Source organism: Rathayibacter sp. AY2B5 (assembly GCF_002931645.1).
GTDB lineage: Bacteria > Actinomycetota > Actinomycetes > Actinomycetales > Microbacteriaceae > Rathayibacter.
On record NZ_PSUE01000003.1, the window covers coordinates 1 to 26,191 of the forward strand.

Consider the following 26,191-nt stretch of genomic DNA (forward strand, 5'->3'; position numbering starts at 1 on the left):
GCCCCCGCCCTGCCCGCCGCCGCCCTCGTCTTCCCCCTGCTCGTCGGCGTCGCGCTGCTCGCCTCGGGCGCGACCGCCCTGCTCCGCGCCGCTGGTCCTCATGGCGTCCGGAGGCGCCTCGAGGAGTCCCGCGCCCGCGCCGCGGCCCTCGGGGGAGGCCCGGGCGCGCGCGGATGCAGCGCTCCCGGCGTCCTCCCGGCCTGCCTGCGGGTCGTCGTCGGCGCCCTCCTCCTGCTGGCCGCCGGCCCGGCCTACACCGCGGCCGCCCTCGTCGCCGCAGCCCTCTGCGCACTCGCCCTCGCGCACGCCGTCCGCCGCTTCGCCCAGGACTCGGAGGGCGACCCGCCCGCCCCGGCCGCGGTCGCCGCCACGGCCGCGCTGCTCGCCTTCGCCACCGTCGCCGCGGCCCAGGGGATCCTCGGATTCACGGGCGTCCCGGCGCACCTCCGGGAGTTCGACCAGCAGGACCTGAGCTGGGCGGCCGCCCTCGTCGGAGTGGTCGCCGCGTGCGGCCTCCTGCAGCTGGCGGGACGCGCAGCGGAACCGGTGGCCGCACCGGCGGCGGGCGTCAGGCGGCGCGGCTGATGCTCGGAGCTCCGACGCTCGATGCGCCTCCGCACCTCGTCCTCGACGGCAGCGCGGTGCGGCTCGCGCCCGCGTGCGGCTCCGTCGCCGTGATCACCTTCTGGATGCAGTTCCACAACTCCGGCACCTCCGCCCTGCACGACCTCGCCCTGTTCTGCGGCTCCTTCACCGACGGCTCGGGCGCCGAGCTCGACTACGACGAGGCCCCGGTCACCGTGGTCGGCCGGCCCGAGCGGGTCGCCCCGGGAGCGGGATTCGTGGCCGTCGCGCACTACACGATCGCGCCGCTGCGGGCGCCACGGACGCTCCGCCACTCCATCGTGCTGCGGGGCCGCACGAGCGACGACCGGCCGTTCACCGACGTTGCCGCGCTCGAGGTCCACGTCGATCCGAGGCGCACTCCCGAGGTCAGGTTCCGTCCCCCGATGGCGGGATCCGACACCTTGCGGTGGAGGTGAGCGACGATGCGATCGCATGAAGACTTCTCACCACCGGGCCGGATCGGCCAGGGTAGAGGGATCGCGTCGTACGGAGGACGCGCCAGAGGAAAGGACTCCGCCGTGAGGGGAATCGCAGAAGGCAGCCGACCGATCGTCGATCGCGGGGTGTCCCGCCGGGACACGGCGGCGGCCGCGTGGCTGGCGCAGAGCGGCGTCGACGTCCGCGCGAACGGCGCGTTCCGCATCGTGGCCGACACCCTCTGCAGCGACGGCGTCGACGTGCTCCGGATCTGGCACTCGCCGGCCCGCCTGCACCGCACCTCCGCCGCCGGCCCGGGCGTCCGCCTGATCATCCCGCTCGAGGGCGCGCTCGTGATCCAGCCGGACGATCCGGCGGCGCTCGAGGTCCGCGTCGCGCCGGGTGACATCGCCTTCCTCCACTGCGACTCCCCGTTCACGATCGTGACCGACACCCCGAGCGCCCGCACCGAGATCGCCCTCGACCGCCCGCTGCTGGGCCTGGTCGACTCGGCCGACCGTGGCGCCGTCGTCACCGAGGCCGACGCGGCCAGCCGCGGAATCCTGCTCTCGACCGTCAACGCGACCTTCGGCTCCACCCTCGACGCCGACTCCCCCGCCTTCCCCCTGGTGCGGGCCGCCGTCGAGCAGCTGGCGGGCGCTGTGCTGGCGACCTCGCTGCCGCGCGAGAGCAGCGAGGACGTCTACACGCGCGCCCTCGCCCTGATCGCCGCGATGTCCACCGACCCCCGCCTCTCGGTCCAGGAGATCTGCGAGCGCCTCGGCGTCCCGAAGCGGACGCTGCAGCGCACCTTCGCGCGGAACGGCACCACCGTGTTCGACGAGATCCGCCGCGCACGCCTCACGACCGCGCGCGCCCTCCTCGGCGGGAGCGACTCCCCGCCCTCGCCCGAGCACGTGCTGAGCAGCTACGTCCGCTCGCAGCGCCTGCGCCGCGACCTGCTCCACCTCGAGACGGTGCCCGCCTCGAAGCTGGGCTGACGCCGGGGCCGCAGCTCTCTCCGCGTCGACAGCCCCGTGGGCGAGGGAGGTCACCGCGCGGGAGCACGCCTCCGGTCCGGACGCTCCAGCTCGGTCGCACCGTCTCCGCAGCCGCCCCGCGCTCAGCCCGGGTACGGCACCGCCGCCGGCCACCCCGAGGCCGCGAGCTCCGCGCGCAGACGGTGGTGGTGCTGCACCGCGCCGAGGGAGTCGGTGCGGAAGGCGATGGCGAGGGCCGCGTCGGCCCAGTAGGCGTCCCAGCCGGAGTAGCGCTCGAAGACGCGGTCGCCGACCGCGGCCAGCAGCTCCCAGGCCCGCGCCGCCGGGAGGTAGCCGGCGACGTAGGCGTAGCGGATCGCGCCGATCGTGCGCTCGGCGTCGCCCGCGAGCAGGAGCAGCGGCGGACGCCCGTCGACCGCCTGAGCGAGCTCGAGGAGGTGGAACTCGCTGCCGCCCGTGAGCGCGGCGACCCGGGAGCGCATCCGCTCCGCGTCGCCGGAGGCCGAGACCTCGGCGAAGCGGGTCGAGAGCGGCCCGCGGGTGAGCACGTCGGCGACCAGCAGCTCGACGTCGTCGGCCGAGGCGATGCGGAAGTCGCGGTCGAGCGCGACCCGGTGCTCGACGAGCGGATGCAGCGGCAGCTGCTGCCAGGGCGCTCCTTTCGCTCCGTCGGCGTAGCGGCGCCGCAGCTCCTCCGGGAGCTCGGCCCAGGAGGGCTGGAACGCGAGGGAGGAGTTCCAGCCGGCGAACGAGAAGTCGCTGACCGCGTCGAGCGCGAGCAGCTGCTGCTGGCGGAGGGACGGGGTCGGCGAGTCGGCCGCGCCGAGGTAGGCGAGCTGCTCGCGGCGCGGCGCGCGCGCATCCCACTGCTGGAAGCCGACCGTGGCGGCGAGCAGCCCGAAGGCCAGTGCGAACGCGAACGCCGTGAACGCGACGACGCTCTCGCCGCCGCCGAGCGCGAGCCCCCATGCGAAGCCGACCAGGCCCACCGGAGCCGCGAAGGCCGTCACCAGGAGGGCGCGGCGTCCGGCGCCCTGCCCGCGCCGGTGCGCATCGGCCGCCCGCGCGTAGCGCAGCCGGGGTCGGACGGGGAACTCGACGTCTCCGGGATGGTTCTGCAGCGGCACGGTCGCAGCCTAGGGGCGCGGGTCCCGTCGATGTGTGCTTGCCTGGTCGCATGACTCTCGCCGAAGCACTCCTCGAGCGGGCCGACCTGCAGAAGCGGATCGAGGCCCTCCAGTCGCGGATCGTCGCGAACGCCTCCTACCAGGAGGGAGAGGAGCCGACCGAGGACCCGGCCGAGCTGCTCGCCGACTGCACGCGCGCACTGGGCGAGCTCGAGCGGCTGGTCACGGCGATCAACCTCACCAACGCGACGGCGACCACTCCCACCGGCGAGGTGCTGACCGCGGCGCTCGCCCGGCGCGAGGCCCTGCGCGCCCGGCACAGCCTCCTGACCCGCGCGGCCGACGCGGCCGCCGGCGAGCGCGGCTACCGCCAGCTCCGGAGCGAGCTGCGCCGCCTGCCCGCGCTGCCGGTGCGGGAGCTGCGCGAGCAGGCGGACGCCGTGGCGCGCGAGCTGCGCGGGCTCGACGCCGACGTCCAGAGGACGAACTGGGGGGTCGAGCTGCAGAGCTGACACGAGACGCGGTGAGTCGGTAGGCGCACCGGAGCGAGCACGCACCGTCGGGCCGGCGGTTCATCCGGCCCTCTGTCACGCGGTGGGCAGCGTCCCGGCTCCGGCCGTCACTCACAGCCCAGCACCGAGGACCGGTGACCGCGCAGACAGGACACCTCATCACCATGTGCTGGCCGGTGCGCCGAGGGCGGGTTCGGGGACCTCACCGCGTCTCGGGCGTGCGCGGACGCACGTAGGGTCGGGGCGGGATCTGCTCGAACGCGCACGTGGACGCACGCCGCGCTCGGGGCAGCGGCTCCTCGAACGGGCACGTGGACGCCTGCCGGGTCCGGGCCGGTGTCCGGCCGGTCGCGCCCGCCCTCCCCGCCGCTCAGTACTCGATGCGCCCGCGCCGGTCGTGGAACTCGCCCGTCGGCCCGTCGGAGCCGAGCAGGGCGAGCGCGACGGTCGCGTCCGCGCCCTCGGTGACGGTCTGGTGCCCGCCGTGTCCGTTGAAGTCGGTCGCGGTGTAGCCGGGGTCGCTCGCGTTGATCCGCATCGCCGGCAGGTTCTTCGCGTACTGCACGGTGAGCGCGACGACCGCCGCCTTCGATGCCGCGTAGGGGATCGCGGTGACGGGGAACTCGTCGTGGCCCTCGGTGCTCAGCCAGCGCGGCCAGCCGACTCCGGACGCCACGTTCACGACGACCGGGGCCGCGGAGGCCTGCAGCAGCGGGAGCGCGGCCTGTGTGACGCGGACGATGCCGACGACGTTCGTCTCGAGGACGCCCGCCATCGCCTCCGGGGTGAGGTCGTCGACGCCGAACGAGGTGCCCAGCACTCCGGCGTTGTTGACGAGCACGTCGAGCCCGGGCAGGGAGGCGATCGCGGAGTCGACGCTCGCCTGATCGGTGACGTCGAGGCGGACGGGGTGGGCGCCGAGCGCGCGGGCGGCGTCGCCGTCGGCGGTGTCGCGCATGCCGGCGTAGACGGTGTGGCCCGCCTCGAGGAGTCGGCGGGCGGTCTCGAGGCCGAGGGAGCGGTTCGCTCCGGTGATGAGTGTCGTGGTCATGGGCCCATCCTGCGCGGGTGGTCGGGCCTCGACCAGGCCGCGCTCGACGGGGGGACCGGCAGTACCTGGCTCGGCGACGGCGGGCGGAGGAGGATGGGCGGCATGGAGGAGTTCGCCACGGTGCTGCGCTCGTGGCGCGACCGCATCCGTCCCGCCGACGTCGGCCTGCCCGCGGGCTCGGGCCGCCGAGCCACGGGCCTGCGGCGCGAGGAGCTGGCGGCGCTCTCGGGAGTGAGCGTCGACTACCTGGTGCGGCTCGAGCAGGGACGCGCGCGGAACCCGTCGCCGTCGATGCTCCGCTCGCTCGCGGTGGCGCTCCGGCTCACGGACAGCGAGCGCGACCACCTCTACCGGGTCGCCGGTGCCGCCGTCCCCTCGCCGGGCGTCGTGCCGCAGCACGTGAGCCCGGGCGTGCAGCGGATCGTCGACCGCCTGGGCGACGTGCCGCTCGCGGTGTTCACGGCGGCCCACGACATCCTGCTGTGGAACCCGCTCTGGGCCGCCCTGAACGGCGACCCCTCGGTGTACACCGGGCTGGAGCGGAACCTCGTCTGGCGGCACTTCACCTCCGGACACGCGGGCACCGAGTTCGACGCGCAGCACGAGGAGGACTTCGCGAGCGACCTCGCGGCCGACCTGCGCGCGGCGACCGGGCGCTACCCGCGCGATCCGGCGCTCGCCGCCCTCGTCGCCCGGCTGCGGGAGGAGTCGCCCGAGTTCGAGCGGCGCTGGGCGGAGGCGCGCATCGCCGAGCACCGCGCGAGCCGGAAGACGGTGACGCGGACGCCCGTCGGACCGATCACGATCGACTGCGACGTGCTCACGGCTCCGGGCACCGACCTGCGGATCGTCGTCTACACGGTGGCGCCGGGCAGCGAGGACGAGGCGCGGCTCGACCTGCTGCGGGTGACGGGGCTGCAGGCGCTGAGCACGGCGCCGGCGTGAAGCGGACGGGACCGAACAGTGGCGGTGGAGGCGTCGGTCGCTGCGGGCAGCAGTGCGGCGCCGCCCGCCTCCCCGCTCAGGACGCGCAGTACGCGGTGATGAACGCGTAGAGCTCGCCCTTCTGCTCGGGGGTCGCGGCGACGACGACGGTGCCCTGCCGGCCCGCGGTCTCGACGGTGACCGGCAGGCGCGTGCCGACCTTGTCCTCGGCGAGCGCGTGGGTGTCGCAGCGGGTGGGGACGGCGTCCAGGACCACGGAGTCGAGGGTCCCGGCGGGCACGGAGCGGTCGAGGGTCCAGGCGTCGGCGGCGTCGGGCGGCTGCAGCAGGATCGTGGCGTCGACGCTGCGGAGCACGAGGGGGGTGCCCCGGACGTCGGCGGTGATGGTGAGGCGCGCCGGCTCGTGCGCGGCGCCTCCGGACGTGTCGATCCGCAGGGCGACGTCGGCGTCGACGGCGCGGGCGAAGCATCCGGACCGGGCGAGAGCGTCGACGAACGAGAACGGGTCGTCGGCGGGGTACGCGTGCTCGCCGTGGCCGTCGATGGCGAGGACGACCTCGAGCGCAGTGGGCGCCTCCGCGACCGGGCAGGCGGGCTCGGGCACGTCGACCCGGAGGTCTCGCGAGGTCCCGTCGGGGACGCCCGTGCCGCCGGTCCAGGTGAGCGGGGCGGCCAGGCGCGGGTCCGTGAGGCGGGCCGCGTTGACCTCGATCGGGGCGCCGCTGCCGTTGTGGACCTCGAAGGCCATGGTGCCGCCGGCGATGTCGGAGCGGTTCTGCTGGACGGAGACGGTTACCCCGGGAGCCGGGGCGGACGCGGCGGAGGAGCGGGCCGGGTCGGGGGTGGCCTGAGACGGGGTGGCGGTGGTCGCAGCCACGGTGGCCGCCGCGGTGCCGCTCGGGGCGCCCGTCGCGCCTCCCGGCGCGCAGGCCGCGAGGGCGGGCAGGAGGAGCAGCGCGGCGGCGATGGCGCGGAGGCGTCGCATCGTGCCTCCCTCCGCTCGCCGTCAGTCTGGCGCCCCGGACCCCTCTCCGCGAGCGGGCGCTCCGCCTCCCCAGCTCGATCGATGCGTCACGAACGGTCGCCACGGCGGCCGGATGACGACCGTTCGTGACGCATCGCCGGAGCGACGGGGGTGAGGACCCGGGGACGCGCACCCATCCGGGTGTGCGTCCGCTCCGAAGAGAGGCGGGGATTTCAGGAGGAGACAGATGGCACGCGGCAGATGGCACGTCGGCACGATCGTCGCGCGAGTGCGCGCATGCGCAGCGATCGGGGCCTCCGGGCTCGACGCGGTGGAGAGGGCGGAGCGCCGGGCCGAGGTCCTGCGCATCGCCGGAGGAGTCGACTCCGGCCGTCTCGGCGACGACCAGGCGATCGCGGCGTTCGGCCGGATCGTCGACGGCCTGCAGAGCGACCTGCCCGGCTCGGCGCTCGGCGTCTAGCCCGCGAGGCCGGCGTCCCGGTACCCGCCCGGAGCGGACACCCGCCGAGCCGACATTCCGAGCCTCCGCGCGGCGCTGAGACCCGCCAAGCGAGCGTGCCGACGGCACACTGGGCGCGAAGACCCGCCAGCCCGGCACCCCGAGCGCCAGCCCGGCACCCCGAGCGCCAGCCCGGCACCCCGAGCGCCCGCGCGCCGCGGAGCCCCGCTACCCCAGCGTCCCGAGCGCGATCCGCGGCAGCAGCCGCTGGATCGCGACGGCCGCCGCGCCGCGCGCCCACTCCACGAGCCCGCCGTCGTCGACGAGCAACGCCAGGGGCGGAGCGTCCGGGTCGCGCGTGGCCGCGATCGCGGCGTCCACCACCGCGGCCTGCTCCGAGTAGAGGGCGACGCCCTCCCCGGCCAGGATCACCGTGCCGGACATCGAGAGGTTGCCGATCGCGGCGATCATCGTCCCGAGCGCGCGGGCGGAGTCGGCGAGGATGCGCTCGGCACCGGGGTCGCCCGCGCGAGCGGCGGCGAAGCCCTCGGCCAGGGTCAGCTCGCGGCCGGTGGCGACGAAGAGCTGGCGGAGGAGCGAGGGCAGGCTGAGCATCGCGGTCGAGCAGCCGCGGTGGCCTGCCTCGCAGACGGGGCCGGTGGGATCCAGCGGGTAGTGGCCGCCCAGGCCGAGCCCCGCCTCCGGGGGCGCGACCACCCGGTCGTGCACCACCAGTCCGTAGCCGACGCCCGCGCCGACCGTGAGCACCGCGAAGTGCGGGATGCCGCGGCCGCGCCCGAACCAGTGCTCGGCGCCCGTGAGCGCGACCACGTCGTTCTCGAGGGCGACCGGCAGCCCGAGGGCGGCGGAGAGCGGAGCGGCGAGGTCGACGTCGCGCCAGCCGAGGAACGGCGCGCGGCTCACCCGGCCGTCGGCGGCGATGCTCCCGCCGAGCGTCACGCCCAGTCCGGCGAAGGCGGAGGGGCCGCCGAGCTCGTCGACGACCGAGACGATCGCGGCGATCACGTCGGCGGGCTCCGTGCCCGGCAGCGGGCGGACCAGCTCCCGCTCGGTGCGTGCACGCAGGTCGGTGCGGACGGCGAGGACCTCGGTGCCGGTGATCTTCACGCCCGCGAAGCTCAGCGCGTCGGCGCGGATGTCGAGCGGCCGGGCGGGGCGGCCGACTCCGGTGCTCTGCTCGGGGCCCTCGACGACCAGGCCGCCGTCGAGGAACGGGCGCGCGAGCCGGGTCAGGCTGGCGGGCGAGAGGCCGAGGCGGCGGCCGAGCTCGGCCCGCGAGACGGGACCGTGGATCAGGACCTCGCGCGCCAGGAGCTCGGAGGAGCTCCCGGAGGCGTCCTCGGCGACGATGGTGTCGGTCACGGGGCTCCTTCTTTCCGGCCTGGTAGAAAGCTACCGGTAGCGCGCCGCCCCAGGAACAGATCCGGCCACTCGCGCCGCTCTTGACACCCCTATTACTTCTGCTCTAGAAATAAGCCATGCACCGCAGCATCGCCCCCACGAACGACTCCGTGACCCTCTCCGGCCGGGAATCGCGCCTCTTCCACTTGCAGGACGGGGGCACTAGCGTCGTCGTCGACGCCCGCCTCGTCACCTTCCCCACTATCGTGCACTGGGGCGCCGCGCTCGGAGATCTTTCCGCCGCCGAACTATCCGCCCTGGCAGACGCCGCCCTCCCCCAGCGCGTCTCGGGCGGGCTGGACGCATTCGCGCCGTTCGGCCTCGTCGCCGTCGAGGCCGACGGCTGGCAGCACGCCCCCACCTTCGAGGGCACCCACGAGCGCGCAGCCGCGTCGGAGCGCTTCGAGGTCGAGAGCATCGAGGCGCTCGGCTCCGCCCTCCGGACCGTCGCCACTGGCGCGGGCGTCCGGCTGACCGTGGACCTCGAGGTCGACGCGGCCGGCCTGCTCACCCAGCGCGCCCGGGTCGAGAACCTCGACGCCCGCCCGTTCCGCCTCGAGCGCTTCGAGCTCGGCTTCCCGCTCCCCGCGACCGCGCGCGAGATCCTCGACACCACCGGGCACCACCTCCGCGAGCGCCACCCGCAGCGCCGCCCGCTGACCATCGGCGAGCACACCCGCCGCACCCGCCGCGGACGCCCCGGCGCCGACGCGACCCTCCTCCTCGCCGCGGGCACGCCCGGCTTCGGCTGGGAGCGCGGGCTCGTGCACGGCGTCCACCTCGGCTGGAGCGGCGACACCTCGCTCCGCGCCGAGCGCACCGTCGAGGGCGTCTCGCTCCTCGCGGCCGGCGAGCTGCTGCGGCCCGCCGAGATCGAGCTCGCGCAGGGCGAGAGCTACGAGACCCCGGTCGCCTACGGCTCCTGGGGCGACGGGCTCAGCGCTCTGCAGGCCCGGTTCCACGCGTCGCTCCGCGCCCGCCCGCAGCACCCCGTCGCTCCGCGGCCCGTCACCCTCAACACCTGGGAGGCCGTCTACTTCGACCACGACCTCGCTCGCCTCACCGCCCTGGCCGAGCGGGCCGCGCGGATCGGGGTCGAGCGCTTCGTGCTCGACGACGGCTGGTTCCTCGGCCGCCGCGACGACACCGCCGCGCTCGGCGACTGGACCGTCGATCCCGCGGTCTGGCCGGAGGGCCTCACCCCGCTGACGGACGTCGTCACCGGCCTGGGCATGCAGTTCGGCCTCTGGGTGGAGCCCGAGATGATCAGCCCCGACTCCGACCTGGCCCGCGCGCACCCGGAGTGGATCCTCGGCCCGGCCGGCCATCTCCCGGCCTCGGGGCGGCAGCAGCAGGTCCTCGACCTCTCGCAGCGCGGCGCGTTCGAGCACGTGCTCGGCGCCCTCGACGCGCTGCTGACCGAGTACCCGATCGCGTACCTCAAGTGGGACCACAACCGCGACGTGATCGAGGCGGTCTCGCCCGCCACCGGCCGCTCCGCCGTCCACGAGAACGTGCTCGCGCTCTACCGCCTGCTCGACGAGCTGCGCTCCCGGCATCCCGGCGTCGAGATCGAGTCGTGCGCCTCCGGGGGCGCCCGCGTCGACCTCGGGATCCTCGCCCGCACCGACCGCATCTGGACGAGCGACTGCATCGACCCGCTCGAGCGGCAGACCATCCAGCCCTTCACCCAGCTGGTGGTGCCGCCCGAGCTGATGGGGCAGCACATCGGAGGGCCGCGGTCGCACTCGACGCAGCGCACCCACTCGCTCGCCTTCCGCGCCGGCACCGCGCTGCCCGGCCACCTCGGCATCGAGTGGGACGTCTCGGATCTCGCCCCCGCCGTCGAGGAGGAGCTGACCGCCTGGGTCGCCTTCCACCGCGAGCACCGGGCGCTGCTGCACACCGGGACGGTCGTGCGCGCCGACCTCGCCGACGACGCCGCCTCGCTCTCCGGAGTCGTCGCCGCCGACCGCTCCGCCGCCCTCTTCACCTTCACCCAGCTGCGCACCGGCGAGACCTACCCGCCCGGACGGATCACGCTCCCGGGCCTGGACCCGGAGCGCACCTACTCCGTGGCGCTCGCCCCGGTCACGTCGCCGCTCGGCGGCCCCGGGCAGTCGCCGCTCGGCTGGGCCGAGCACGGGACCGCGCTCCGCGGCCGCGTGCTGGGCACTGTCGGGCTCCAGGCCCCCGTCCTCGATCCGGAGCAGCTCGTCGTGCTCGTGCTCACCGCCCTCTGACCCGCCCTCCCGGCTCCGGAGCCGACCCCGCTCCCCCGCCGCCGCACCTGCTCTCGCACCGCCCTCCGCGGTCGAGCGCGCCCTGAGACCTGTCCCCACGCGCAAGGAGGCGCCGCATGTCCGCTCATCCGCATCCCCCCGGGTTCTCCCGGCGGCTGTTCCTCTCGGTGCCGCTCGCCGCGGCGTCCGCCGCCGCCCTCGCCTCCTGCGCCTCCCCCGGCGCCGGCGACGGAGTGACCACGCTCGACTTCTTCCAGTTCAAGGCGGAGGCGGTGGAGGACTTCGCGCGGATCATCCGCGAGTTCGAGGCGGCCAACCCGGACATCCGGGTCGTCGCCAACAACGTGCCCGACCCCGACACGGCCATCCGCACCCTGCTCGTCAAGGACAAGGTGCCGGACGTGCTGACCCTGAACGGCAGCGGCTACTACGCCGACCTCGCGAAGGCCGGCGTGTTCCACGACTTCACCGGCGACGAGCTGGTCGAGCGGGTGAACCCGGCGGCCCTCGACATCCTCGCCGCCCTCGGCAGCTTCGAGGGGAACGAGGTGAACGCGCTCGCCTTCGCGAACAACGCGGACGGGATCCTCTACAACCGCACGATCTTCGCCGAGAACGGGATCGAGGTGCCGACCACCTGGGACGAGCTGATCGCCGTCTGCGAGACGCTCACCGCCGCCGGGATCACTCCCTTCTACGGCGCCCTGCTCGACAACTGGACCGGCGCCCCCGCCTTCAACGCGCTCGGCGGGCAGCTGCAGCCGGACGGCTTCTTCGACGCGATGCGCGAGGAGGGAGCGGCGCTCGGCCCCGACTCCCCCGTCTCGTTCACGAAGGACTACGCGACGACGATGGAGCGGCTCGGGCAGCTCTTCTCGTACACGCAGGAGGGCTCGTTCGGCCTCGGCTACGACGACGGCAACCAGGCCTTCGCCGCGGGCGAGGCGGCCATGTACCCGCAGGGCATCTGGGCGATCAACCCGGTGCGCACGAACAACCCCGACATCGATCTCGGCGTCTTCCCCTACCCGGTGCTCGACGACCCCGCGGACACGCGGGTCACCTCGGGCGTCGACGTGGCCGTCGCCATCGGCCGCGGCACTCCGAAGCTCGACGCGGCCCGCCGCTTCGTCGACTTCCTGCTGACCCCCGGAGTCGTCGAGCCGTACGTCGCGAGCCAGGCCGCCTTCTCGCCGCTGGTCGGCGCCGCACCCAACTCGGACCCCACGCTGGCCGAGCTGCAGCCCTACTTCGAGCAGGGACGGCTGATCGGCTTCGTCGACCACCAGATCCCCGCGAGCATCCCGCTCAACCCCACGCTCCAGGCGTTCCTCGCCAGCGGGGACGCCGACGCGGCGCTCCGGACCCTCGACAGTGAGTGGCGCAAAGTCGCGGCACGCACGACCAGGAAGTGACCCCATGACCACGACCACGACGGCCGCCGCGCAGGCGGTGGCGACCACTCCTCCGCCGCCCGCGCGCCGCAAGCGCATCATCGGGCGCACCTCGAAGACCTTCTACTGGATGACGGTCCCCGCCGTCCTGCTCTTCTTCGTGCTCCACACGGTCCCGGTCCTCACCGGAATCTTCTTCAGCTTCACCGACTACGCGGGCTACGGCTCGTGGGACCTGATCGGCGCCTCGAACTACCTCGCGCTCCTCCAGGACGACCGTGTCTGGAAGGCCTACGGGTTCACCTTCGGCTTCGCGATCGTGGCGACCGTGCTGGTGAACGTGATCTCGCTCGCCATCGCCGTCGCCCTCAACGCGCGGATCAAGTTCCAGACGGCGTTCCGCGGGATCTACTTCATCCCCTACGTGCTCTCGACCCTGGTCATCGGCTACGTGTTCCAGTACCTCTTCGCGAACTCGCTGCCGCAGATCCTCGGCGCGATCCCGGTGATCGGCGAGAACATCCTCGCGAACGCCGACTGGGCGTGGGTGGCGATCGTGGTGCTGGCGGTCTGGCAGGCCTCGGCCTTCTCGATCATCATCTACCTCGCCGGACTCCAGACGATCCCGGGCGAGCTCTACGAGGCGACCTCGCTCGACGGAGCGGGGAGGTGGCGGCAGTTCACCTCGATCACGTTCCCGCTGATCGCCTCCTTCTTCACGATCAACATGGTCATCTCGATGAAGAACTTCCTCCAGGTGTTCGACCACATCATCGCCCTCACCAACGGCGGTCCCGGCACCTCGACGGAGTCGATCACGCTGCTGATCTACCGCGGCGGCTTCCAGGGCGGCGAGTACGCCTATCAGACGGCCAACGCCGTCCTCTACTTCCTCATCATCATCGTGGTCTCGCTGATCCAGTTCCGAGTCCTCAGCCGCAGAGAGGCGTCGTTCTGATGACATCGACCATCACCCCCACGACCGCGATCGCCCTCGGCGAGCCCGAGGGGCGGCGCCGGCCCTCCCGCGACACCTACCGGATCAACTGGTGGGCGACCGCGCTCATCGCGGTCTGCTCGCTGACGATCCTCCTGCCGCTCTACTTCGCCGTCGTGACCGCGCTGAAGACGCCCGACCAGCTCGGCGGCACAGGGTTCGAGCTGCCGACCTCGATCTCGTGGGGCAACTTCGCCGAGGCGTGGACGGCGACCCGCTTCCCCCAGGCCTTCGTGAACACCGCGCTGATCACGGTCGGAGCCGTCGTGCTGACGCTGTTCTCGAACTCGATGGTCGCCTACGCGGTCGCCCGGAACATGCACAGGCCGTTCTTCAAGGGCGTCTACTTCTACCTGCTCGCCGCGGTCTTCGTGCCGTTCCCGATCATCATGCTGCCGGTGGTGAAGGAGACGGCCCTGCTGGGCCTGGACAACCAGGCCGGGCTGATCCTGCTCTACGCCGTGTTCGGGCTCTCGATCAACACGTTCATCTACACGGCCTTCATCCGCTCGATCCCCATCGAGCTCGAGGAGGCGGCGCGCACCGACGGCGCCTCGACCTGGCGGACCTACTGGCAGGTGATCTTCCCGCTGCTCGGCCCGATGAACGCGACCGTCGGGATCCTGACCTGCGTGTGGGCGTGGAACGACTTCATCCTGCCGCTCGTGGTGCTCTCGGACCCGTCCGCCCGCACCCTGCCGCTGGCCGAGTACGTCTTCCAGGGGCAGTTCAACACGAACTACACCGTCGCCTTCGCGTCCTACCTGATGGCGATGGCGCCGCTGCTGATCGTGTACCTCTTCGCGCAGCGCTGGGTGGTCAGCGGAGTGATGCGCGGGTCGATCAAGTAGCGGTCGCGGCGAGCGCCGCCTCGAGCAGGTCCGTGAGCACGGTGCCGCGCGAGCCCGCGTCCTCCGGGTGCCACTGCACGCACCAGAGCGGCGCGGACTCGTGCTCGAGGGCCTCGACGGTGCCGTCGTCGGCGCGGCCGACCACGACGAGGCCCTCGCCCGGACGGTCGACGGCCTGGTGGTGGGAGCTGCGGACGACGAGCTCCGCGGCGCCGAGGATGCCGGCGAGGGCGCTGCCCGGCTCGAGCGCCACGCGGTGGTCGACCATCCCCGACAGGTGCTCGCCGGGGACCGACCGGCCGACGTGACCCGCGCCGGGCAGGTGCTGCACGAGGTCGCCGCCGAGGGCGACGTTGACCAGCTGCATCCCGCGGCAGATCCCGACCAGCGGGGTCCGCGTCTCGACGGCCCGGCGGACGAGCGCGATCTGCGCGCGATCGGCGGCGGGGAAGGACTGGCCGCGGTGCGGGTCGTCGGGTCGGCCGCCGTAGAGGGACGGGTCGACGTCCTCCCCTCCGGTGACCACGACGGCGTCGGCGGCGGCGAGCCGGCGCTCGAGCTCGGCGGCGCCGGCCTGCTCGGCAGGGATGCGGTCGACCACGAAGCCCGCGGCGGTGGCGGCCGTGACGACGCTCGCGGTCAGCAGCTGCAGCTCGATCTCGAACTCGGGATCCTCGCGGCCGCCGTCGGCGACGTCGACGACGAGCAGGACGGGGCGGTCGGAGGCCATGCGGACATCGTGCCACCCGGCCGGCTCCTGCAGAACGTCGGCGGAGAGGAGGGCCTGTGCGTCGGCGGGCGAGGGATCGCGCTCTCGGCGGGCGTTCTGCACGAGCCCGCAGACCTCTCCCGGGGTCTGGTCAGGATCCGGTACCGCGATCTAGGATGTTCACTTTCACATCCCGTGCGAAGACGCACACCTCCGCGGCCCTGCGGATCGTGCCTCGACGCCGCACCCGATCACGAGGGCCTATCTGCATGAGACGATCACGATCGGCGGTGAGGACCGCTCTGGCGGTCGCGACCGTCGCCGCCACGGCGCTGCTCGGCGCCACGGTCCCCAGCTCCGCCTTCGGAGCCACCGAGACCCCGCTCCTCCACTACACGTTCGACACCGCCCCCACCGGCACCACGGTCGCCGACACCAGCGGCAACGGCTACAGCGCGACGCTGCGCGGCTCCGGAGCCCAGTTCCGCAACGGGCTCATCAGCCTCCCCGGCGGATCCGCCGCGGCCGCCCCCTACCTCGAGATCCCCACCGCCGGCCTCGTCGGCAAGAAGGACCTGACCTTCTCCACCTGGCTCGCCCACAAGGGCGGCACGGGCAACGTCGCCGCCGCGTTCGTCGGAGCGCCCGTCGCCTCCGGCGCCTCGTTCTCCTCCGGCTACTGGCTGCTCAACCCGAGCAACCTCTCCGGCTACACCAAGTCGGTCGTCACCAACTCGGTCAACGCGGGCGCTCCCTACAACACCGAGGTCGGCGCCGGAGCGACGGGCACCCCGACCGTCGGCGCGCGCACCCCCTCGGGCCTCTCGCTCTACACGACCGTCATCGACGGCTCGACCGGCAAGCTCACCGTGTACGTCAACGGCGCGCAGATCTCGCAGAGCACGATCGCCCGCGACGTCTCCTCGTTCGGCCCGTCGCTCGTCGCGTACATCGCGCGCTCGACCTACAACGACCCGGGCTGGAACGGCGAGATGGACGACTTCGCCGTCTACGACAGCGCCCTCAGCAGCAGCTCCGTGCAGGCGCTCTACTCCTCGCAGGCCCTCGACCGCGCCGTCGCGTCGGTCACGGTGCCCACGGAGGCGACCGCCGGCTTCACGGTGCCCACCACCGCCAGCGGCGTCGGCATCACCTGGACGTCGAACAGCGCGGCCGTGGCCATCACCGGCGGCACCGCGACCGTCACGCGCCCCGCCGCGGGACAGCCGGACGCCACCGCCACCCTCACCGCCACCTACAGGGTCGGCACCGAGACCCGCTCGGTCGACTACACGGTGCGCGTCGCCGCGCAGCTGGACGACGCGACGAAGGTCCAGCGCGACCTCGCCGCGATCGCCATCCCGAACGTCGGCGACATCCGGACGAACGTCTCGGTGCCCACCACCGGCACGCTCGGCTCGAGCATCGCCTGGAGCGTCGTCAGCCCGAGCGGGGCGACCGTCCGCGACGGCAGCGCCGCCGGCACCCGCACCATCGACGTCGACCGCCCCGCGACCGGGAGCCCCGCGATCGACGTGGTCGTCCGCGCGACCGCGACCAGCGGATCCACCACCCGGACCCGCGACTTCACCCTCCGGGTGCAGCCGCTCCCCGCCGGCACCGACGACACCGAGGCGTACGTCTGGGCGTTCTTCACCGGAGAGGGCGACGGCGCCGAGCGCATCAGCCTCGCCGCCTCGAAGGGCAACGACGCGCTGAGCTGGAACACGCTGAACGGCGGCAAGCCGGTCTTCACCTCGAACCTGGGGACGATGGGCCTGCGCGACCCGTTCATCATCCGCTCGCACGAGGGCGACAAGTTCTTCATGCTCGCCACCGACCTGAAGATCGACGGGCTCCCCGGCGGCTTCGACACCGCGCAGAAGTCGGGCTCGAAGTACATCGAGGTCTGGGAGTCGACCGACCTGGTGAACTGGTCCGCCCAGCGCCACGTCAAGGTCTCCACCGACTTCGCCGGCAACACCTGGGCCCCCGAGGCGTACTGGGATGACGAGCTCCAGACCTACGTCGTCTTCTGGGCCTCGAACATGTACCCGACCACGAACACGGCCGATCGCGCCTCCGTCACCTACAACCAGATGATGTACGCGACGACCGAGGACTTCACCTCCTTCTCGGAGGCGAAGCCGTGGATCGACGTCAAGCGCGGCGCCGGCAAGGGCACCATCGACTCGACGGTCGCGAAGGACGGCGACACCTACTACCGCTTCACCAAGGACGAGGCGTCGATGACCCTCCGCGAGGAGAAGAGCACCGACCTGCTGGCCACCGTCTCGGGCTCGCTGCCCGGCACCGGCGGACCGGCGGACGAGTGGTCGCTGGTCAAGGAGAAGGTGGCCTCGGGCCTGCCCAACGGCGAGCCCGGCAAGACCTTCACCAGCGGTGAGGGCCCCAACGTCTTCCCCGCCAACGAGGGCGACGTGAACGGCCTCGACTGGTTCCTCTTCATCGACCAGCCGAACTACCACGACGGGCCGAACCACTACATCCCGTTCGGCACCGACGACCTCGCGAACGGCGACTCCTGGCAGCCGCTCGGAGCGAAGCTCCGCACGGGCCTGCCGCAGAACGCCGACGGCGGCAAGCCGCGCCACGGCACGGTCATCCCGGTGACGCGCTCCGAGTACCAGAAGGTGCTCGAGGGCTACGCCCCCGGCCTGGCCGTCGCCTCGGTCGCTCCGCTGACCGCGACGACCACGGTCGGCGCCGCGCCGGTCCTGCCCCGCGCCACGATCACGACCGCCGCCGGCACCACCAGCACGGTCGACGTGGCCTGGGACGCCGTCGCGCCCGCCGCCTACGCCACGGCCGGGACCTTCACGGTCTCGGGCGTCGCGCAGGACGCGTCGCGCATGCCGGTGCAGGTCACGGTCACCGTGCAGTCCTCGCTGAAGGTGAGCGCGACCGCCACGTCGCGCTGCGTCGCCGGCAAGGTCGTGCTGACGGTCGTCGGCAGGAACGGAGACACGGTGCCGATGGACGTCTCGATCAGCACCCCGGAGGGCGTGAAGACGATCGCCGGCGTGAAGCCGGGCGCCTCCGGCTCCGCCGCGTTCACGGTGCGCTCGACGCAGCTCGCCGCGGGCGAGGCGACGGTCACCGGCACGGCCACGGTCGGCGGCAAGACCGTCACGGCCACGGCCACCGCGCCCTACAGCGCGCGCAGCTGCGGCTGACGCACGGCACTCCTCGGGAGCCCGTCGCACCTCACCGGTGCGGCGGGCTCCCGTCGTCGTGCGGGGGGAGCCGGGAAACCGCCCTGACGCCGAGACGCCGCCGCCTCGGCCGCGCTTCGACGGACGGCGCGGCGCCTCGTCACGCGGGCGGGCCCGGGGCGGCCCGCCCGGCGTCATCCGGCGACGGCTGCCTGCCCGGCTTCGAGCAGGTCGCGGACGCTGCGCGGCTCGCGTCCGAGGAGGCGCCCGAGCTCGGGGCCGGTGCCCGCGAAGAAGCCGCGCTCGGCCGCCCGGTGCATCCCGAGGGTGAAGCGCACGAGGAACTCGGGCTGACCCGCCGCGACGCGCGCGGCGACCCACTCGTCATCGCCGAGGACGCGCAGGTCGACGGGCCGCCCGCCGACCTCGGCCGCGATCCCGGCGATCTCCTCGAACGTCGGAGCCTCCGTCGCGGTCAGCGTGACCGGCCCGTCGTGCGGGCTCCCCGAGAGGAGGAGCCGGGCGGCCGCCTCCGACTCGTCCTCGCGGGCCGTCCACGAGACGCGGCCGTCGGAGGGGACCTCGATCACTCCGGTCTCCCGCCACGGTCCGAGGAAGAGGCCCAGGCTGTGCGCGTAGAAGCCGTTGCGGAGCGACGTCCAGGCGAGTCCGGACTCGGCGAGCAGGCGCTCGGTCGCCGCGTGGTCCCGGCCCGGGCCGAAGGGGGTGTCGGCGGCGGCGCCCTGGTGGCTCGTGTAGAGGACCCGTCCGACTCCGGCCGCGACGGCCGCCTCGACGGCGGTGCGGTGCAGGGCGACGGCGTCGGCCCGCGGGTCGCTCGAGGAGACGAGGAGCAGCTGATCCGCTCCGTCGAAGGCGGCCGGGAGGGAGGCGGGGTCGGCGTAGTCGCCGACGCGCACCTCCACTCCGCGCTCTGCGAAGCGGGCGGCCTTCGAGGCGTCGCGGGCGACGACGGCGATCCCGGAGGCGGGAACGGAGTCGAGGAGGTGGTCGACGGTGGCGCCGTTCAGAGCGCCGGTGGCACCGGTCACGATGATCATGTGGAGAGCCTTCCGATGAGGGGTATCAGCGATACCACGAGGAAGATAACCACGGAATTCCCTTGATAGCAACAGTGCGCTACCGTCGATACGTGACCAGCCCCACTCCTCCGACCGACACGCGCCTGCGCATCGTCGAGGCGGCCGCCGGCCTCCTCCGCGATGAGGGCCCCGCCGCCGTCACCACGCGAGCGGTCGCCCAGGCGGCCGGGCTGCAGGCCCCGGCGATCTACCGCCTCTTCGGCGACAAGGACGGCCTGCTCGAGGCGGTCGCGGAGCACGTGCTGGCCACCTGGGTCGACTCCAAGGCGCGGACGGTCGAAGCGGCCGTCGCCGGCGGTGTCGACCCGGTCGAGGACCTGCGCTCGGGCTGGGCCGCGCAGGTGGAGTTCGGCCTGGCCAACCCCGCGCTCTTCCGCCTCCTCAGCGATCCGGGCCGCGCCTCCGGATCGCCGGCCGCCCTCTCCGGGCGGCGGGTCCTCGCCGCCCGCGTGCAGCGCGTGGCCGCCGAGGGCCGCCTCCGCGTGCCGGAGGAGCGCGCCGTCGGCCTCTTCCAGGCGGCGGGCACCGGCGTGGTCACCACCCTGCTCTCCACCCCCGCCGCCGACCGCGACCCCGGTCTCGCCGACGCCGCGCTCGACAGCGTGCTCGCGGGGATCCTCACCGACCCGCCCTCCCCCGGCGACGGCGGGCGGCTCACCGCCCTCGTCGGCGTCCGGGCCCTCGCACCGGAGCTCGCCGGCCTCACGCCCGCGGAGCGCCTGCTGCTCGCGGACTGGCTCGACCGTGCCCTCGCGGCGGCCGCGCAGGAGTGACGAGCACGCAGGAGTGACGGGCGCGCAGGAGTGACGGGCGCGCTTCCACCACAGGAGAGACGAGCGCCGTCCCGCCGCGGGAACGACGGCGCCTCCGTCCCGCAGAGACGCGGGCCTCGCGGCTAGGCGCGCCTGCCGTCGGGCGGGAGGATCGACGCCTGGATGAGCGGCACGGGGCAAGGAGGGCATGTTGAAGCTGTGGAGCGCATCGAACGCGTTCCTCTACCTCGGCAGCGTCAAGGAGAACGACTTCCTGCAGAACGTCTCCGAGCTCGTCGGGGACTACGACCGCGAAACGACCTCCGCCAGCTATAACAAGGGCGTCCGCTCAACCTCGACCGCCTTGAAGCGCGAACGGATCCTGACCGTGGACGAGCTCGGAGCGATGCCCCGCGGCCGCGCCGTAATGCTCTCCACCGGATCGAGGGCCGCGCTGCTGCGCACCGTGCCCTGGTACGAGGGCACGAAGGAGAAGGTCGCAGCGATCAAAGCCAGACGTGTTCTCGGGCGCGGACCGGCTCGTCGCTGACGAATGTGCTTGTGCTACGCGCTGCGGCGGGAGATGAGCGAGTGCTCGACGACGATCTCGCTCGGGTGCGCCGGAGGGCCGTTCCGGATGCGCTGAGCGAGGAGGTCGACGGCCGTCTTGGCGATCTGGCGGCTGCCGGGATCGATCGTGGTGAGGGCGGGTATCGCGTAGGCGGCGGCGGTGACGTTGTCGAAGCCGACGACCGCGATGTCCTCCGGTACGCGGATGCCGCGAACGTGCAGCGCGTGCAGTGCCCCGAAGGCCAGGGTGTCGTTGAAGCAGAAGACGGCGTCCAGAGGGACGCGGGAGTCGAGCAGCTGCGTCATCGCGACGGCGCCGTCGGCGTGGTGCCACTCGGTGGCGACCGCGACGAGGGCGGGGTCGAACGGGATCGCGTTCGCCTCGAGGGCACCGCGGTATCCGTCCAAGCGGAGTGCTGCGGCGCTGACGGATCCGCCGGCGGGGTTGCTGCCGATCGCGGCGATGCGCCGGTGTTGGCGGTCGATCAGGTACTGCGTGGCGGTGGCCGCGGCGGCTGTGTTCGCCATGGTCACGTGATCGACCGGGCCGTCGAAGATCCTGTCGCCCAGGAGAACGAGTGGGCGGTCCCCGACGAGTACTTTCTCGTCTCCGGGGCCGAGTGCGTGAGGCTGGAAGATCAGTCCGTCCGACAGCTGGCGGCTGGAGCCGGAGAGGACGGCGATCTCGGCGTCTCGGCGCGCTCCGGTCTGCTGGATGATCACGGTCCAGCCGTGCCGCTCGGCCTCCGACATGATGACCGTCGCGAGCTGGCCGAAGTACTCGATCGCGAGATCCGGGATCGCGAGGGTGATGAGCCCGGTCTGGCCGGTGCGCAGTCCGCGCGCGGAGACGTTGAGTTGGTATCCGAGATCGCGGACTGCCTTGAGGACGAGATCGCGGGTCTCGGGTCTGACGTTGGCGTTGCCGCTGAGCACGTTGGAGACCGTGCGAGCGGTGACGCCTGCAGCAGCGCCGACATCGGCCATGGTCACCGGGCGGGTTCGCGATCGCGGCATCGGCATTATTCCTCCCATGAGCGTTCCCCGATCATCCCAGGTCGACGGTCGGCGAGAGGCGCACGGTCACCCAGGCGATGGCGGGGATCCGGAACGAGAGGACGCCGTCGGACAGCGCAACGGCGAGGAGTCGCGGAGTGACGGTGTCGGGGAGCTCCGCCGAGTTCGTCGCGAACGGGTCCTCGTGTCGGAGGATCAGCGCCTCCGTCACGGTGAGGGCGGGGAACGCGGTGAGGTCGACCGTGGTCTCCGTGACGCCGTCGGTCGCGCGGTTGACGATCATCAGGTCGAGGGAGCCGTCGGCGTGTGCCGCTGCGGCGAAGGCGAGGACGGGAGCGGAGTCCTCGCCCCCTCCCGTGCTGTCCGCCTCGACGACGGTCCGGAGCGCGGTCGCGCCGGCGGAACGCCGTGCCTGGGCGAACGGCCAGAAGGTGCTCTGCCGCCAGGCGGGGCCGTCCGGTTCGGTCATGATCGGACCGATGACGTTCACCAGCTGAGCCATGCTCGCTGCACGGACGATGTCGGCTCTGTTGATCATGCTGATGAGCATGTCGCCCACGACGACGGCGTCCGCTGCCGTGTAGCGGTCCTCGAGGAGTCGGGGCGCCTCCTCCCATTCGAGCCCTCCGGCGACGCGCTCGTCGTGGGCGACGAAGTCCCACACGTTCCACTCGTCGAAGGAGATGGCGATCGGACGCTCTGATCGCGTCTGTGCGCGCACCTGTCCGATCGTGTCGGCGATGGCGGTGATGAAGCGGTCCATCGCGACGCCGGAGGCGAGGAACGCGGCCAGGTCGCCGTCGTAGCGGAAGTACTGGTGGCAGGACACGAAGTCGACGTGCTCGATCGTGTGCAGCAGTACCTCCTGCTCCCAGGCTCCGAAGGTGGCCATCCGGTCGTTCGAGCTGCCGCAGACGATCAGTTCGAGGCAGGGGTCGAGTGCGCGCATGGCGGCGGCGGTGCGGGCGGCGAGACGCCCGTACTCGTCGGCGCTCAGGTGGCCGATCTGCCACGGCCCGTCCATCTCGTTGCCGATGCACCAGAGACGGATGCCGTGCGCCTCGTCGGCGCCGTTCGCGCGCCGCTCGTCCGAGAGAGTGGTGCCGCCGGGGTGGTTCGCGTACTCCAGCAGGTGCAGGGCCGAGCGGATTCCGTCGGTCCCGAGGTTCAGCGCCATCATCGGCTCGACGCGTGCCGCCCGGCACCAGCGGACGAACTCGTCGACCCCGAAGCGGTTCGGCTCGACGGTGTGCCAGGCAGGATCGAGCCGGACGGGACGGTCCTCGACCGGACCGATGCCGTCGCGCCAGTCGTACGCCGAGACGAAGTTACCGCCCGGGTAGCGGACGGTCGTGACCCCGAGCTCCTCGACGAGCGCGAGGACGTCGGTGCGGAATCCGTCGGCGTCGGCACTCTCGTGCGAAGGATCGAGCAGGCCGCCGTACACGCCTCGGCCCAGGTGCTCCACGAACGATCCGAAGAGCCGCGGATCGATCGTCCCGACCGTGAAGGCGGGGTGCACGATGCCGTGCGCTCGGTGGACGGGGTGCGAGGTCATGGCCATTCCGTTTCATCGATGAACTGGTGCGCACAGTATGCACGCCTCGACCAGCACACCGCGATCCGAAAGGGATGGTGTCGAATGTTGACGGGGTCGGCCCGGCGGCTCTACTATCGCCGACAGCGGTCCTCGATTTCATCGATGAAATGCCTGCACCAGGTGGCCGAGTCAATGAAGACAGTGAAAGCGAGGCACGTCGTGAGGCGTCACAGCACCCGGATCAGCATCGTCGCAGCGGTCACAGCCGCGACTGCGGCCCTTCTTCTCAGCGGCTGCACGCCGTCGTCCGCGGGAGGCGCCTCGGCCGGGAACGGCGGCGACACCTTGACCGTCTGGCACTACTACTCCGTCGACGGCCAGACCGCCGGACTCGAGGAGCTCGCGTCGGACTTCGAATCGACGCACGAGGGGGTCGCGGTCGAGAACGTCTACGTTCCGTTCGACCAGCTGACGAACAAGCTCGTGCAGGCCGCGGGAACGGGCACCGGCCCCGATGTGGTCGTCTACAACGCCGCCGATACCTTCACCCTCACCGAGGCGAAGGCCATCGAGCCGATGAACGAGTGGTGGGACCAGTACGCCGACGCCGGGCAGTTCCCCGACGCCGTCGTGCAGAAGGTCGGCGACGACGTCATGGGCGTGCAGGGCTTCGTGAACCTGATCGGCCTCTGGTACAACCAGGACATCCTCACCGAGCTGGGTGTCGAGGCTCCCACCACGTTCGAGGAGCTCGAGGCGGATCTCGCCTCGGCCACGGCCGCCGGCAAGGACGGCATCACGCTGACCGGCAAGGCGAACTCCGAGGGCGAGTGGCAGGCGTTCCCGTGGCTCTCGCGTGCCGGGTGGGACTACGCCGCACCCGAGCAGCAGCCTCTGCAGGACGCGTTCGCGATGGTGCAGGACTGGACCGCGAAGGGCTACCTGACCAAGGAGGCGGCGACGTGGGACCAGACGGTCCCTTTCCAGCAGTTCGCCGCGGGGAACACGGCCTTCGCCGTCAACGGCAACTGGCAGATCACCTCGGCCGAGAAGGACGCCGCGTTCGAGTACGGGGTCGTGCCGATCCCCGTCGGTGAGGGCGGCTCGGTCTACCTCGGCGGTGAGGTGCAGAACGTGGGCGCCTTCTCCGAGAACAAGGCGCTCGCGCAGGAGTACCTCGAGCAGGAGTTCTTCTCGAAGCAGGGGCAGCTGACGCTGCTCGACGCCTTCGGCTCGATCCCCGCCCGTGCCGATGCAGCTGCCGACGACAAGGTCGGCAGCGACCCGATCCTTTCCCAGTTCGCGGCGATCCTCCAGGACGACGGCCACACCTCGCCTGACCCGGCGATCCCGTCCGAGAACGTCGCGAAGGTGCTGCAGACCGTCGGTGAGTCCTGGAGCGCGGCGGTCGCCGGCAGCGGGACCCCCGAGCAGCTCTCGAGCGACCTGATGACGACCCTGACGCCGCTGCTCCAGCAGTAGCAGACCCCGACGAGAGAATGGAGCGACCGTGAGCAGCACCTCGACCACGACCCGGAGACGATCCGGCGTCGGCGGCGGCCGACTGGGCTTCGCCGCACCGGGAGGAGTGCTGCTCGCGGCGCTGTCGCTCTACCCCATCTACCTGCTGATGAGGATGAGCGTCAGCGAGGTCAGCTCCGGAACCCTCAACGGGGACTGGCCGTTCGTCGGAGTGCAGAACTTCCTCGCGCTGCTCCAGGGCTCCGACCTCGGCGGCGCCACGCTGCGCACCGGGGCCTTCGTGGTCCTGGTCACGGTCGTCGGGGTCGTCGGAGGACTCGGAGCGGCGATCGCCCTCCGTTCCTCCCGGCTGGGCAGTGCCTTCCTCCTGGGGATGATGGTGTTCATCTGGGCCATGCCGCCCGTGGTGAACGGCAGCATCTGGAAGTTCCTCCTCGCCGATCAGGGTCTGGTCAACACGCTCGTGCGGGCGACCGGCCTCTCGGCGGAGGGCGTCCCCTTCCTCTACGACGCGAGGTTCGCGCTGCTCTCGGTCGCGATCGTGAACGCCTGGGCCGTCATCCCCTTCAATGCGCTGGTCTTCCGGTCGGCTCTGCTGGGCATCGACCCCGAGATCCTCGAGGCGGCCTCGGTCGACGGCGCGAGCCGCTGGCAGGAGATCCGGAGCATCCTCATCCCCGCGGCGCGGCCGACCGCCGTCATCCTGGCGATCCTGACCGTCGTCTACGCCTTCCGCAGCTTCGACTTCATCTACGTGATGACCGCCGGCGGCCCCGGAGACGCGACGTCCACGCTGCCCTACCTCAGCTACTCCCAGGCCTTCGTCCAGCACGACTACGGACTGGGTTCCGCGACGGGCATCATCGCCCTCGCCATCGTGGCGGTCCTCGCCGTCGTCTACGTCCGATCGACCAGGAGCGAGTCCTGATGAGCACCCTCACCGCCCCCCTGACCCGCCTGCGAGGCGGCGCTGCGACCCGCGTCGCGCGACCGTCCCGCACCCGGGAGCCGGTCGCCTTCACCGTACGCGTGGTGCTCTACGTCCTGTACGGGCTGCCCCTTGTCTGGATCGTGCTCACCTCCCTCAAGCGCCAGGGCGACGTGGTCGGCGGAGCGATCCTCTCGGCGCCCTCCTTCGACGCCTATGCGGAGGCGCTCGCGAACCCCGCCCTCGCGACGGCGCTCGCCCAGTCGGCGCAGATCGCCCTCGGGACCACTGCACTGGTGCTCGCGCTCGGCGTCCCGTTCGCCTACGCGCTGCGCCGCGTCGACGGCGTCGTCGCCGGTCTCGTCCTCGGGCTGCTGATCTTCCTGCAGATGGTGCCGCAGACGGCGAGCATCATCCCTCTGTTCGCGATCTTCAGCAGGCTCGGTCTTCTGGACACCACCGCCGGTCTCGTCCTCGCCGATACGGCGATGTTGCTGCCGTGGGCCGTGCTGCTGCTGCGACCGTTCTTCGCCGCGGTGCCCGACGCCATCGAAGAGGCCGCCTCCATCGACGGGGCCGGTCGGCTGCGCACCTTCTTCGCCGTCGTCGTCCCGATCGTTCGAAACGGCATGGCGACGGTCGGCTCGCTGATCTTCCTCGTCGCCTGGGGCGAGTTCCTCTTCGCGATCAACCTCTTCCTCTCTCCGGTCAACTACCCGATCAGCGCTCTCATCGCGCAGCAGACGTCGGGGTACGGGATCGACTGGCCCGGGCTGATGGCTCTCGCGGTCATCTCCTCGCTGCCGCTGCTGGCCGTCTACGTGCTGTCGTTCCGGCTGCTGCGTGAGGGCCTCGCCGTCGGCAGCGTCAAGTAGCAGTCGTCCTTCCTCTCGTCCCGCGCCA

23 protein-coding genes and 1 pseudogene are annotated in these 26,191 nt (G+C 72.6%); 16 read left to right on the forward strand and 8 right to left on the reverse strand.

The annotated features are described in order from the left end of the window. From C5C30_RS17510 to C5C30_RS02735, 3 genes and pseudogenes are all read left to right on the forward strand, one after another. Window positions 1-585, forward strand: a pseudogene (locus tag C5C30_RS17510) (hypothetical protein); the annotation flags it as partial. Continuing rightward, window positions 585-1,043: a hypothetical protein gene (locus tag C5C30_RS02730; RefSeq protein WP_104227480.1), complete on the forward strand. Its 459-nt coding sequence runs from the start codon at window positions 585-587 to the stop codon at window positions 1,041-1,043. The pseudogene C5C30_RS17510 and the gene C5C30_RS02730, both read left to right, overlap by 1 nt. Before the next feature lie 147 nt (window positions 1,044-1,190). Continuing rightward, on the forward strand, window positions 1,191-2,045 hold the full coding sequence (locus C5C30_RS02735) for a helix-turn-helix domain-containing protein (protein ID WP_181027279.1): 855 nt from the start codon (window positions 1,191-1,193) through the stop codon (window positions 2,043-2,045). 122 nt (window positions 2,046-2,167) lie between these two features. Here C5C30_RS02735 and C5C30_RS02740 read toward each other — a convergent pair whose 3' ends face one another. Beyond that, window positions 2,168-3,172 (reverse strand): DUF1266 domain-containing protein, encoded by a 1,005-nt coding sequence (locus tag C5C30_RS02740; protein WP_104333130.1) that lies wholly within the window; start codon window positions 3,170-3,172, stop codon window positions 2,168-2,170. Between the two features lie 50 nt (window positions 3,173-3,222). Between C5C30_RS02740 and C5C30_RS02745 the strand changes: the two genes are divergently transcribed. After that, the gene (locus C5C30_RS02745; RefSeq protein WP_104224023.1) at window positions 3,223-3,684 is read left to right on the forward strand and encodes a DIP1984 family protein; all 462 of its coding nucleotides are present in this window, start codon (window positions 3,223-3,225) and stop codon (window positions 3,682-3,684) included. Window positions 3,685-4,054: 370 nt separating this feature from the next. Here the strand turns inward: C5C30_RS02745 and C5C30_RS02750 are convergent, their stop codons facing one another. Further along, the gene (locus C5C30_RS02750; RefSeq protein WP_104333131.1) at window positions 4,055-4,735 is read right to left on the reverse strand and encodes an SDR family NAD(P)-dependent oxidoreductase; all 681 of its coding nucleotides are present in this window, start codon (window positions 4,733-4,735) and stop codon (window positions 4,055-4,057) included. Window positions 4,736-4,837: 102 nt separating this feature from the next. Between C5C30_RS02750 and C5C30_RS02755 the strand changes: the two genes are divergently transcribed. Further along, on the forward strand, window positions 4,838-5,680 hold the full coding sequence (locus tag C5C30_RS02755) for a helix-turn-helix transcriptional regulator (RefSeq protein ID WP_104248302.1): 843 nt from the start codon (window positions 4,838-4,840) through the stop codon (window positions 5,678-5,680). 76 nt (window positions 5,681-5,756) lie between these two features. Here C5C30_RS02755 and C5C30_RS02760 read toward each other — a convergent pair whose 3' ends face one another. Next, window positions 5,757-6,665, reverse strand: coding sequence for a hypothetical protein (locus C5C30_RS02760; protein WP_104333132.1), 909 nt, complete (start codon window positions 6,663-6,665; stop codon window positions 5,757-5,759). 226 nt (window positions 6,666-6,891) lie between these two features. Here C5C30_RS02760 and C5C30_RS02765 point away from each other — a divergent pair, with 226 nt between their 5' ends. Then, window positions 6,892-7,125 carry a hypothetical protein gene (locus tag C5C30_RS02765; protein ID WP_104333133.1) on the forward strand — a complete coding sequence of 78 codons (234 nt, stop codon included), beginning with the start codon at window positions 6,892-6,894 and terminating at the stop codon, window positions 7,123-7,125. A 207-nt stretch (window positions 7,126-7,332) separates the two neighbouring features. Here C5C30_RS02765 and C5C30_RS02770 read toward each other — a convergent pair whose 3' ends face one another. Continuing rightward, a complete protein-coding gene (locus C5C30_RS02770; protein ID WP_104273722.1) occupies window positions 7,333-8,487 on the reverse strand; it encodes an ROK family transcriptional regulator in 1,155 nt (384 codons plus the stop codon). Between the two features lie 116 nt (window positions 8,488-8,603). Between C5C30_RS02770 and C5C30_RS02775 the strand changes: the two genes are divergently transcribed. The 4 genes from C5C30_RS02775 to C5C30_RS02790 all read left to right on the forward strand — a co-directional run bounded on the left by C5C30_RS02775 (window position 8,604) and on the right by C5C30_RS02790 (window position 14,011). Next, on the forward strand, window positions 8,604-10,769 hold the full coding sequence (locus C5C30_RS02775; RefSeq protein ID WP_104315414.1) for an alpha-galactosidase: 2,166 nt from the start codon (window positions 8,604-8,606) through the stop codon (window positions 10,767-10,769). Window positions 10,770-10,885: 116 nt separating this feature from the next. Beyond that, window positions 10,886-12,184, forward strand: a complete 1,299-nt coding sequence (locus tag C5C30_RS02780; protein ID WP_104333134.1) for an ABC transporter substrate-binding protein — start codon at window positions 10,886-10,888, stop codon at window positions 12,182-12,184. Window positions 12,185-12,188: 4 nt separating this feature from the next. Next, complete coding sequence (locus C5C30_RS02785; RefSeq protein WP_104297673.1) at window positions 12,189-13,121, forward strand: carbohydrate ABC transporter permease; 933 nt, start codon at window positions 12,189-12,191, stop codon at window positions 13,119-13,121. After that, on the forward strand, window positions 13,121-14,011 hold the full coding sequence (locus C5C30_RS02790) for a carbohydrate ABC transporter permease (RefSeq protein ID WP_347877594.1): 891 nt from the start codon (window positions 13,121-13,123) through the stop codon (window positions 14,009-14,011). The genes C5C30_RS02785 and C5C30_RS02790 overlap by 1 nt, the downstream gene beginning before the upstream one ends. Here the strand turns inward: C5C30_RS02790 and C5C30_RS02795 are convergent. Next, window positions 14,004-14,741 carry a gamma-glutamyl-gamma-aminobutyrate hydrolase family protein gene (locus C5C30_RS02795; RefSeq protein WP_104348596.1) on the reverse strand — a complete coding sequence of 246 codons (738 nt, stop codon included), beginning with the start codon at window positions 14,739-14,741 and terminating at the stop codon, window positions 14,004-14,006. The two genes, C5C30_RS02790 and C5C30_RS02795, sit on opposite strands and share 8 nt — an antisense overlap. A gap of 269 nt (window positions 14,742-15,010) precedes the next feature. Between C5C30_RS02795 and C5C30_RS02800 the strand changes: the two genes are divergently transcribed. Next, window positions 15,011-17,917: an immunoglobulin-like domain-containing protein gene (locus C5C30_RS02800; RefSeq protein ID WP_181131433.1), complete on the forward strand. Its 2,907-nt coding sequence runs from the start codon at window positions 15,011-15,013 to the stop codon at window positions 17,915-17,917. Between the two features lie 173 nt (window positions 17,918-18,090). Here the strand turns inward: C5C30_RS02800 and C5C30_RS02805 are convergent, their stop codons facing one another. Continuing rightward, the gene (locus C5C30_RS02805) at window positions 18,091-18,957 is read right to left on the reverse strand and encodes an NAD(P)H-binding protein (RefSeq protein WP_104260518.1); all 867 of its coding nucleotides are present in this window, start codon (window positions 18,955-18,957) and stop codon (window positions 18,091-18,093) included. Window positions 18,958-19,049: 92 nt separating this feature from the next. Between C5C30_RS02805 and C5C30_RS02810 the strand changes: the two genes are divergently transcribed. Continuing rightward, window positions 19,050-19,772 (forward strand): TetR/AcrR family transcriptional regulator, encoded by a 723-nt coding sequence (locus C5C30_RS02810; protein ID WP_104333136.1) that lies wholly within the window; start codon window positions 19,050-19,052, stop codon window positions 19,770-19,772. Between the two features lie 187 nt (window positions 19,773-19,959). Next, window positions 19,960-20,301, forward strand: a complete 342-nt coding sequence (locus C5C30_RS02815) for a TraM recognition domain-containing protein (protein ID WP_104287999.1) — start codon at window positions 19,960-19,962, stop codon at window positions 20,299-20,301. A 14-nt stretch (window positions 20,302-20,315) separates the two neighbouring features. On the opposite strand, the gene C5C30_RS02820 is transcribed toward C5C30_RS02815, so the two are convergent. Further along, a complete protein-coding gene (locus C5C30_RS02820; RefSeq protein ID WP_104224058.1) occupies window positions 20,316-21,338 on the reverse strand; it encodes a LacI family DNA-binding transcriptional regulator in 1,023 nt (340 codons plus the stop codon). 31 nt (window positions 21,339-21,369) lie between these two features. After that, complete coding sequence (locus tag C5C30_RS02825) at window positions 21,370-22,896, reverse strand: alpha-N-arabinofuranosidase (protein WP_104247258.1); 1,527 nt, start codon at window positions 22,894-22,896, stop codon at window positions 21,370-21,372. A gap of 201 nt (window positions 22,897-23,097) precedes the next feature. Between C5C30_RS02825 and C5C30_RS02830 the strand changes: the two genes are divergently transcribed. From C5C30_RS02830 to C5C30_RS02840, 3 genes are read left to right on the forward strand one after another with little or no spacing between them, the layout of a single operon-like run. Beyond that, window positions 23,098-24,360 carry an extracellular solute-binding protein gene (locus C5C30_RS02830; protein ID WP_181027149.1) on the forward strand — a complete coding sequence of 421 codons (1,263 nt, stop codon included), beginning with the start codon at window positions 23,098-23,100 and terminating at the stop codon, window positions 24,358-24,360. Window positions 24,361-24,388: 28 nt separating this feature from the next. Then, the gene (locus tag C5C30_RS02835; RefSeq protein WP_104247247.1) at window positions 24,389-25,288 is read left to right on the forward strand and encodes a carbohydrate ABC transporter permease; all 900 of its coding nucleotides are present in this window, start codon (window positions 24,389-24,391) and stop codon (window positions 25,286-25,288) included. After that, entirely contained in the window at window positions 25,288-26,163 is an 876-nt protein-coding gene (locus C5C30_RS02840; RefSeq protein ID WP_104224039.1) for a carbohydrate ABC transporter permease, read from the forward strand. The genes C5C30_RS02835 and C5C30_RS02840 overlap by 1 nt, the downstream gene beginning before the upstream one ends. The last annotated feature ends 28 nt before the right edge of the window (window positions 26,164-26,191 follow it).

Coding starts and splice junctions, on each gene's coding strand:
- C5C30_RS02730 (WP_104227480.1), top strand. CDS start 585: ATGCTCGGAGCTCCGACGCTCGATGCGCCTCCGCACCTCGTCCTCGAC.
- C5C30_RS02745 (WP_104224023.1), top strand. CDS start 3,223: ATGACTCTCGCCGAAGCACTCCTCGAGCGGGCCGACCTGCAGAAGCGG.
- C5C30_RS02750 (WP_104333131.1), bottom strand. CDS start 4,735: ATGACCACGACACTCATCACCGGAGCGAACCGCTCCCTCGGCCTCGAG.
- C5C30_RS02755 (WP_104248302.1), top strand. CDS start 4,838: ATGGAGGAGTTCGCCACGGTGCTGCGCTCGTGGCGCGACCGCATCCGT.
- C5C30_RS02760 (WP_104333132.1), bottom strand. CDS start 6,665: ATGCGACGCCTCCGCGCCATCGCCGCCGCGCTGCTCCTCCTGCCCGCC.
- C5C30_RS02765 (WP_104333133.1), top strand. CDS start 6,892: ATGGCACGCGGCAGATGGCACGTCGGCACGATCGTCGCGCGAGTGCGC.
- C5C30_RS02775 (WP_104315414.1), top strand. CDS start 8,604: ATGCACCGCAGCATCGCCCCCACGAACGACTCCGTGACCCTCTCCGGC.
- C5C30_RS02780 (WP_104333134.1), top strand. CDS start 10,886: ATGTCCGCTCATCCGCATCCCCCCGGGTTCTCCCGGCGGCTGTTCCTC.
- C5C30_RS02785 (WP_104297673.1), top strand. CDS start 12,189: ATGACCACGACCACGACGGCCGCCGCGCAGGCGGTGGCGACCACTCCT.
- C5C30_RS02790 (WP_347877594.1), top strand. CDS start 13,121: ATGACATCGACCATCACCCCCACGACCGCGATCGCCCTCGGCGAGCCC.
- C5C30_RS02795 (WP_104348596.1), bottom strand. CDS start 14,741: ATGGCCTCCGACCGCCCCGTCCTGCTCGTCGTCGACGTCGCCGACGGC.
- C5C30_RS02805 (WP_104260518.1), bottom strand. CDS start 18,957: ATGATCATCGTGACCGGTGCCACCGGCGCTCTGAACGGCGCCACCGTC.
- C5C30_RS02815 (WP_104287999.1), top strand. CDS start 19,960: ATGTTGAAGCTGTGGAGCGCATCGAACGCGTTCCTCTACCTCGGCAGC.
- C5C30_RS02820 (WP_104224058.1), bottom strand. CDS start 21,338: ATGCCGCGATCGCGAACCCGCCCGGTGACCATGGCCGATGTCGGCGCT.
- C5C30_RS02825 (WP_104247258.1), bottom strand. CDS start 22,896: ATGACCTCGCACCCCGTCCACCGAGCGCACGGCATCGTGCACCCCGCC.
- C5C30_RS02840 (WP_104224039.1), top strand. CDS start 25,288: ATGAGCACCCTCACCGCCCCCCTGACCCGCCTGCGAGGCGGCGCTGCG.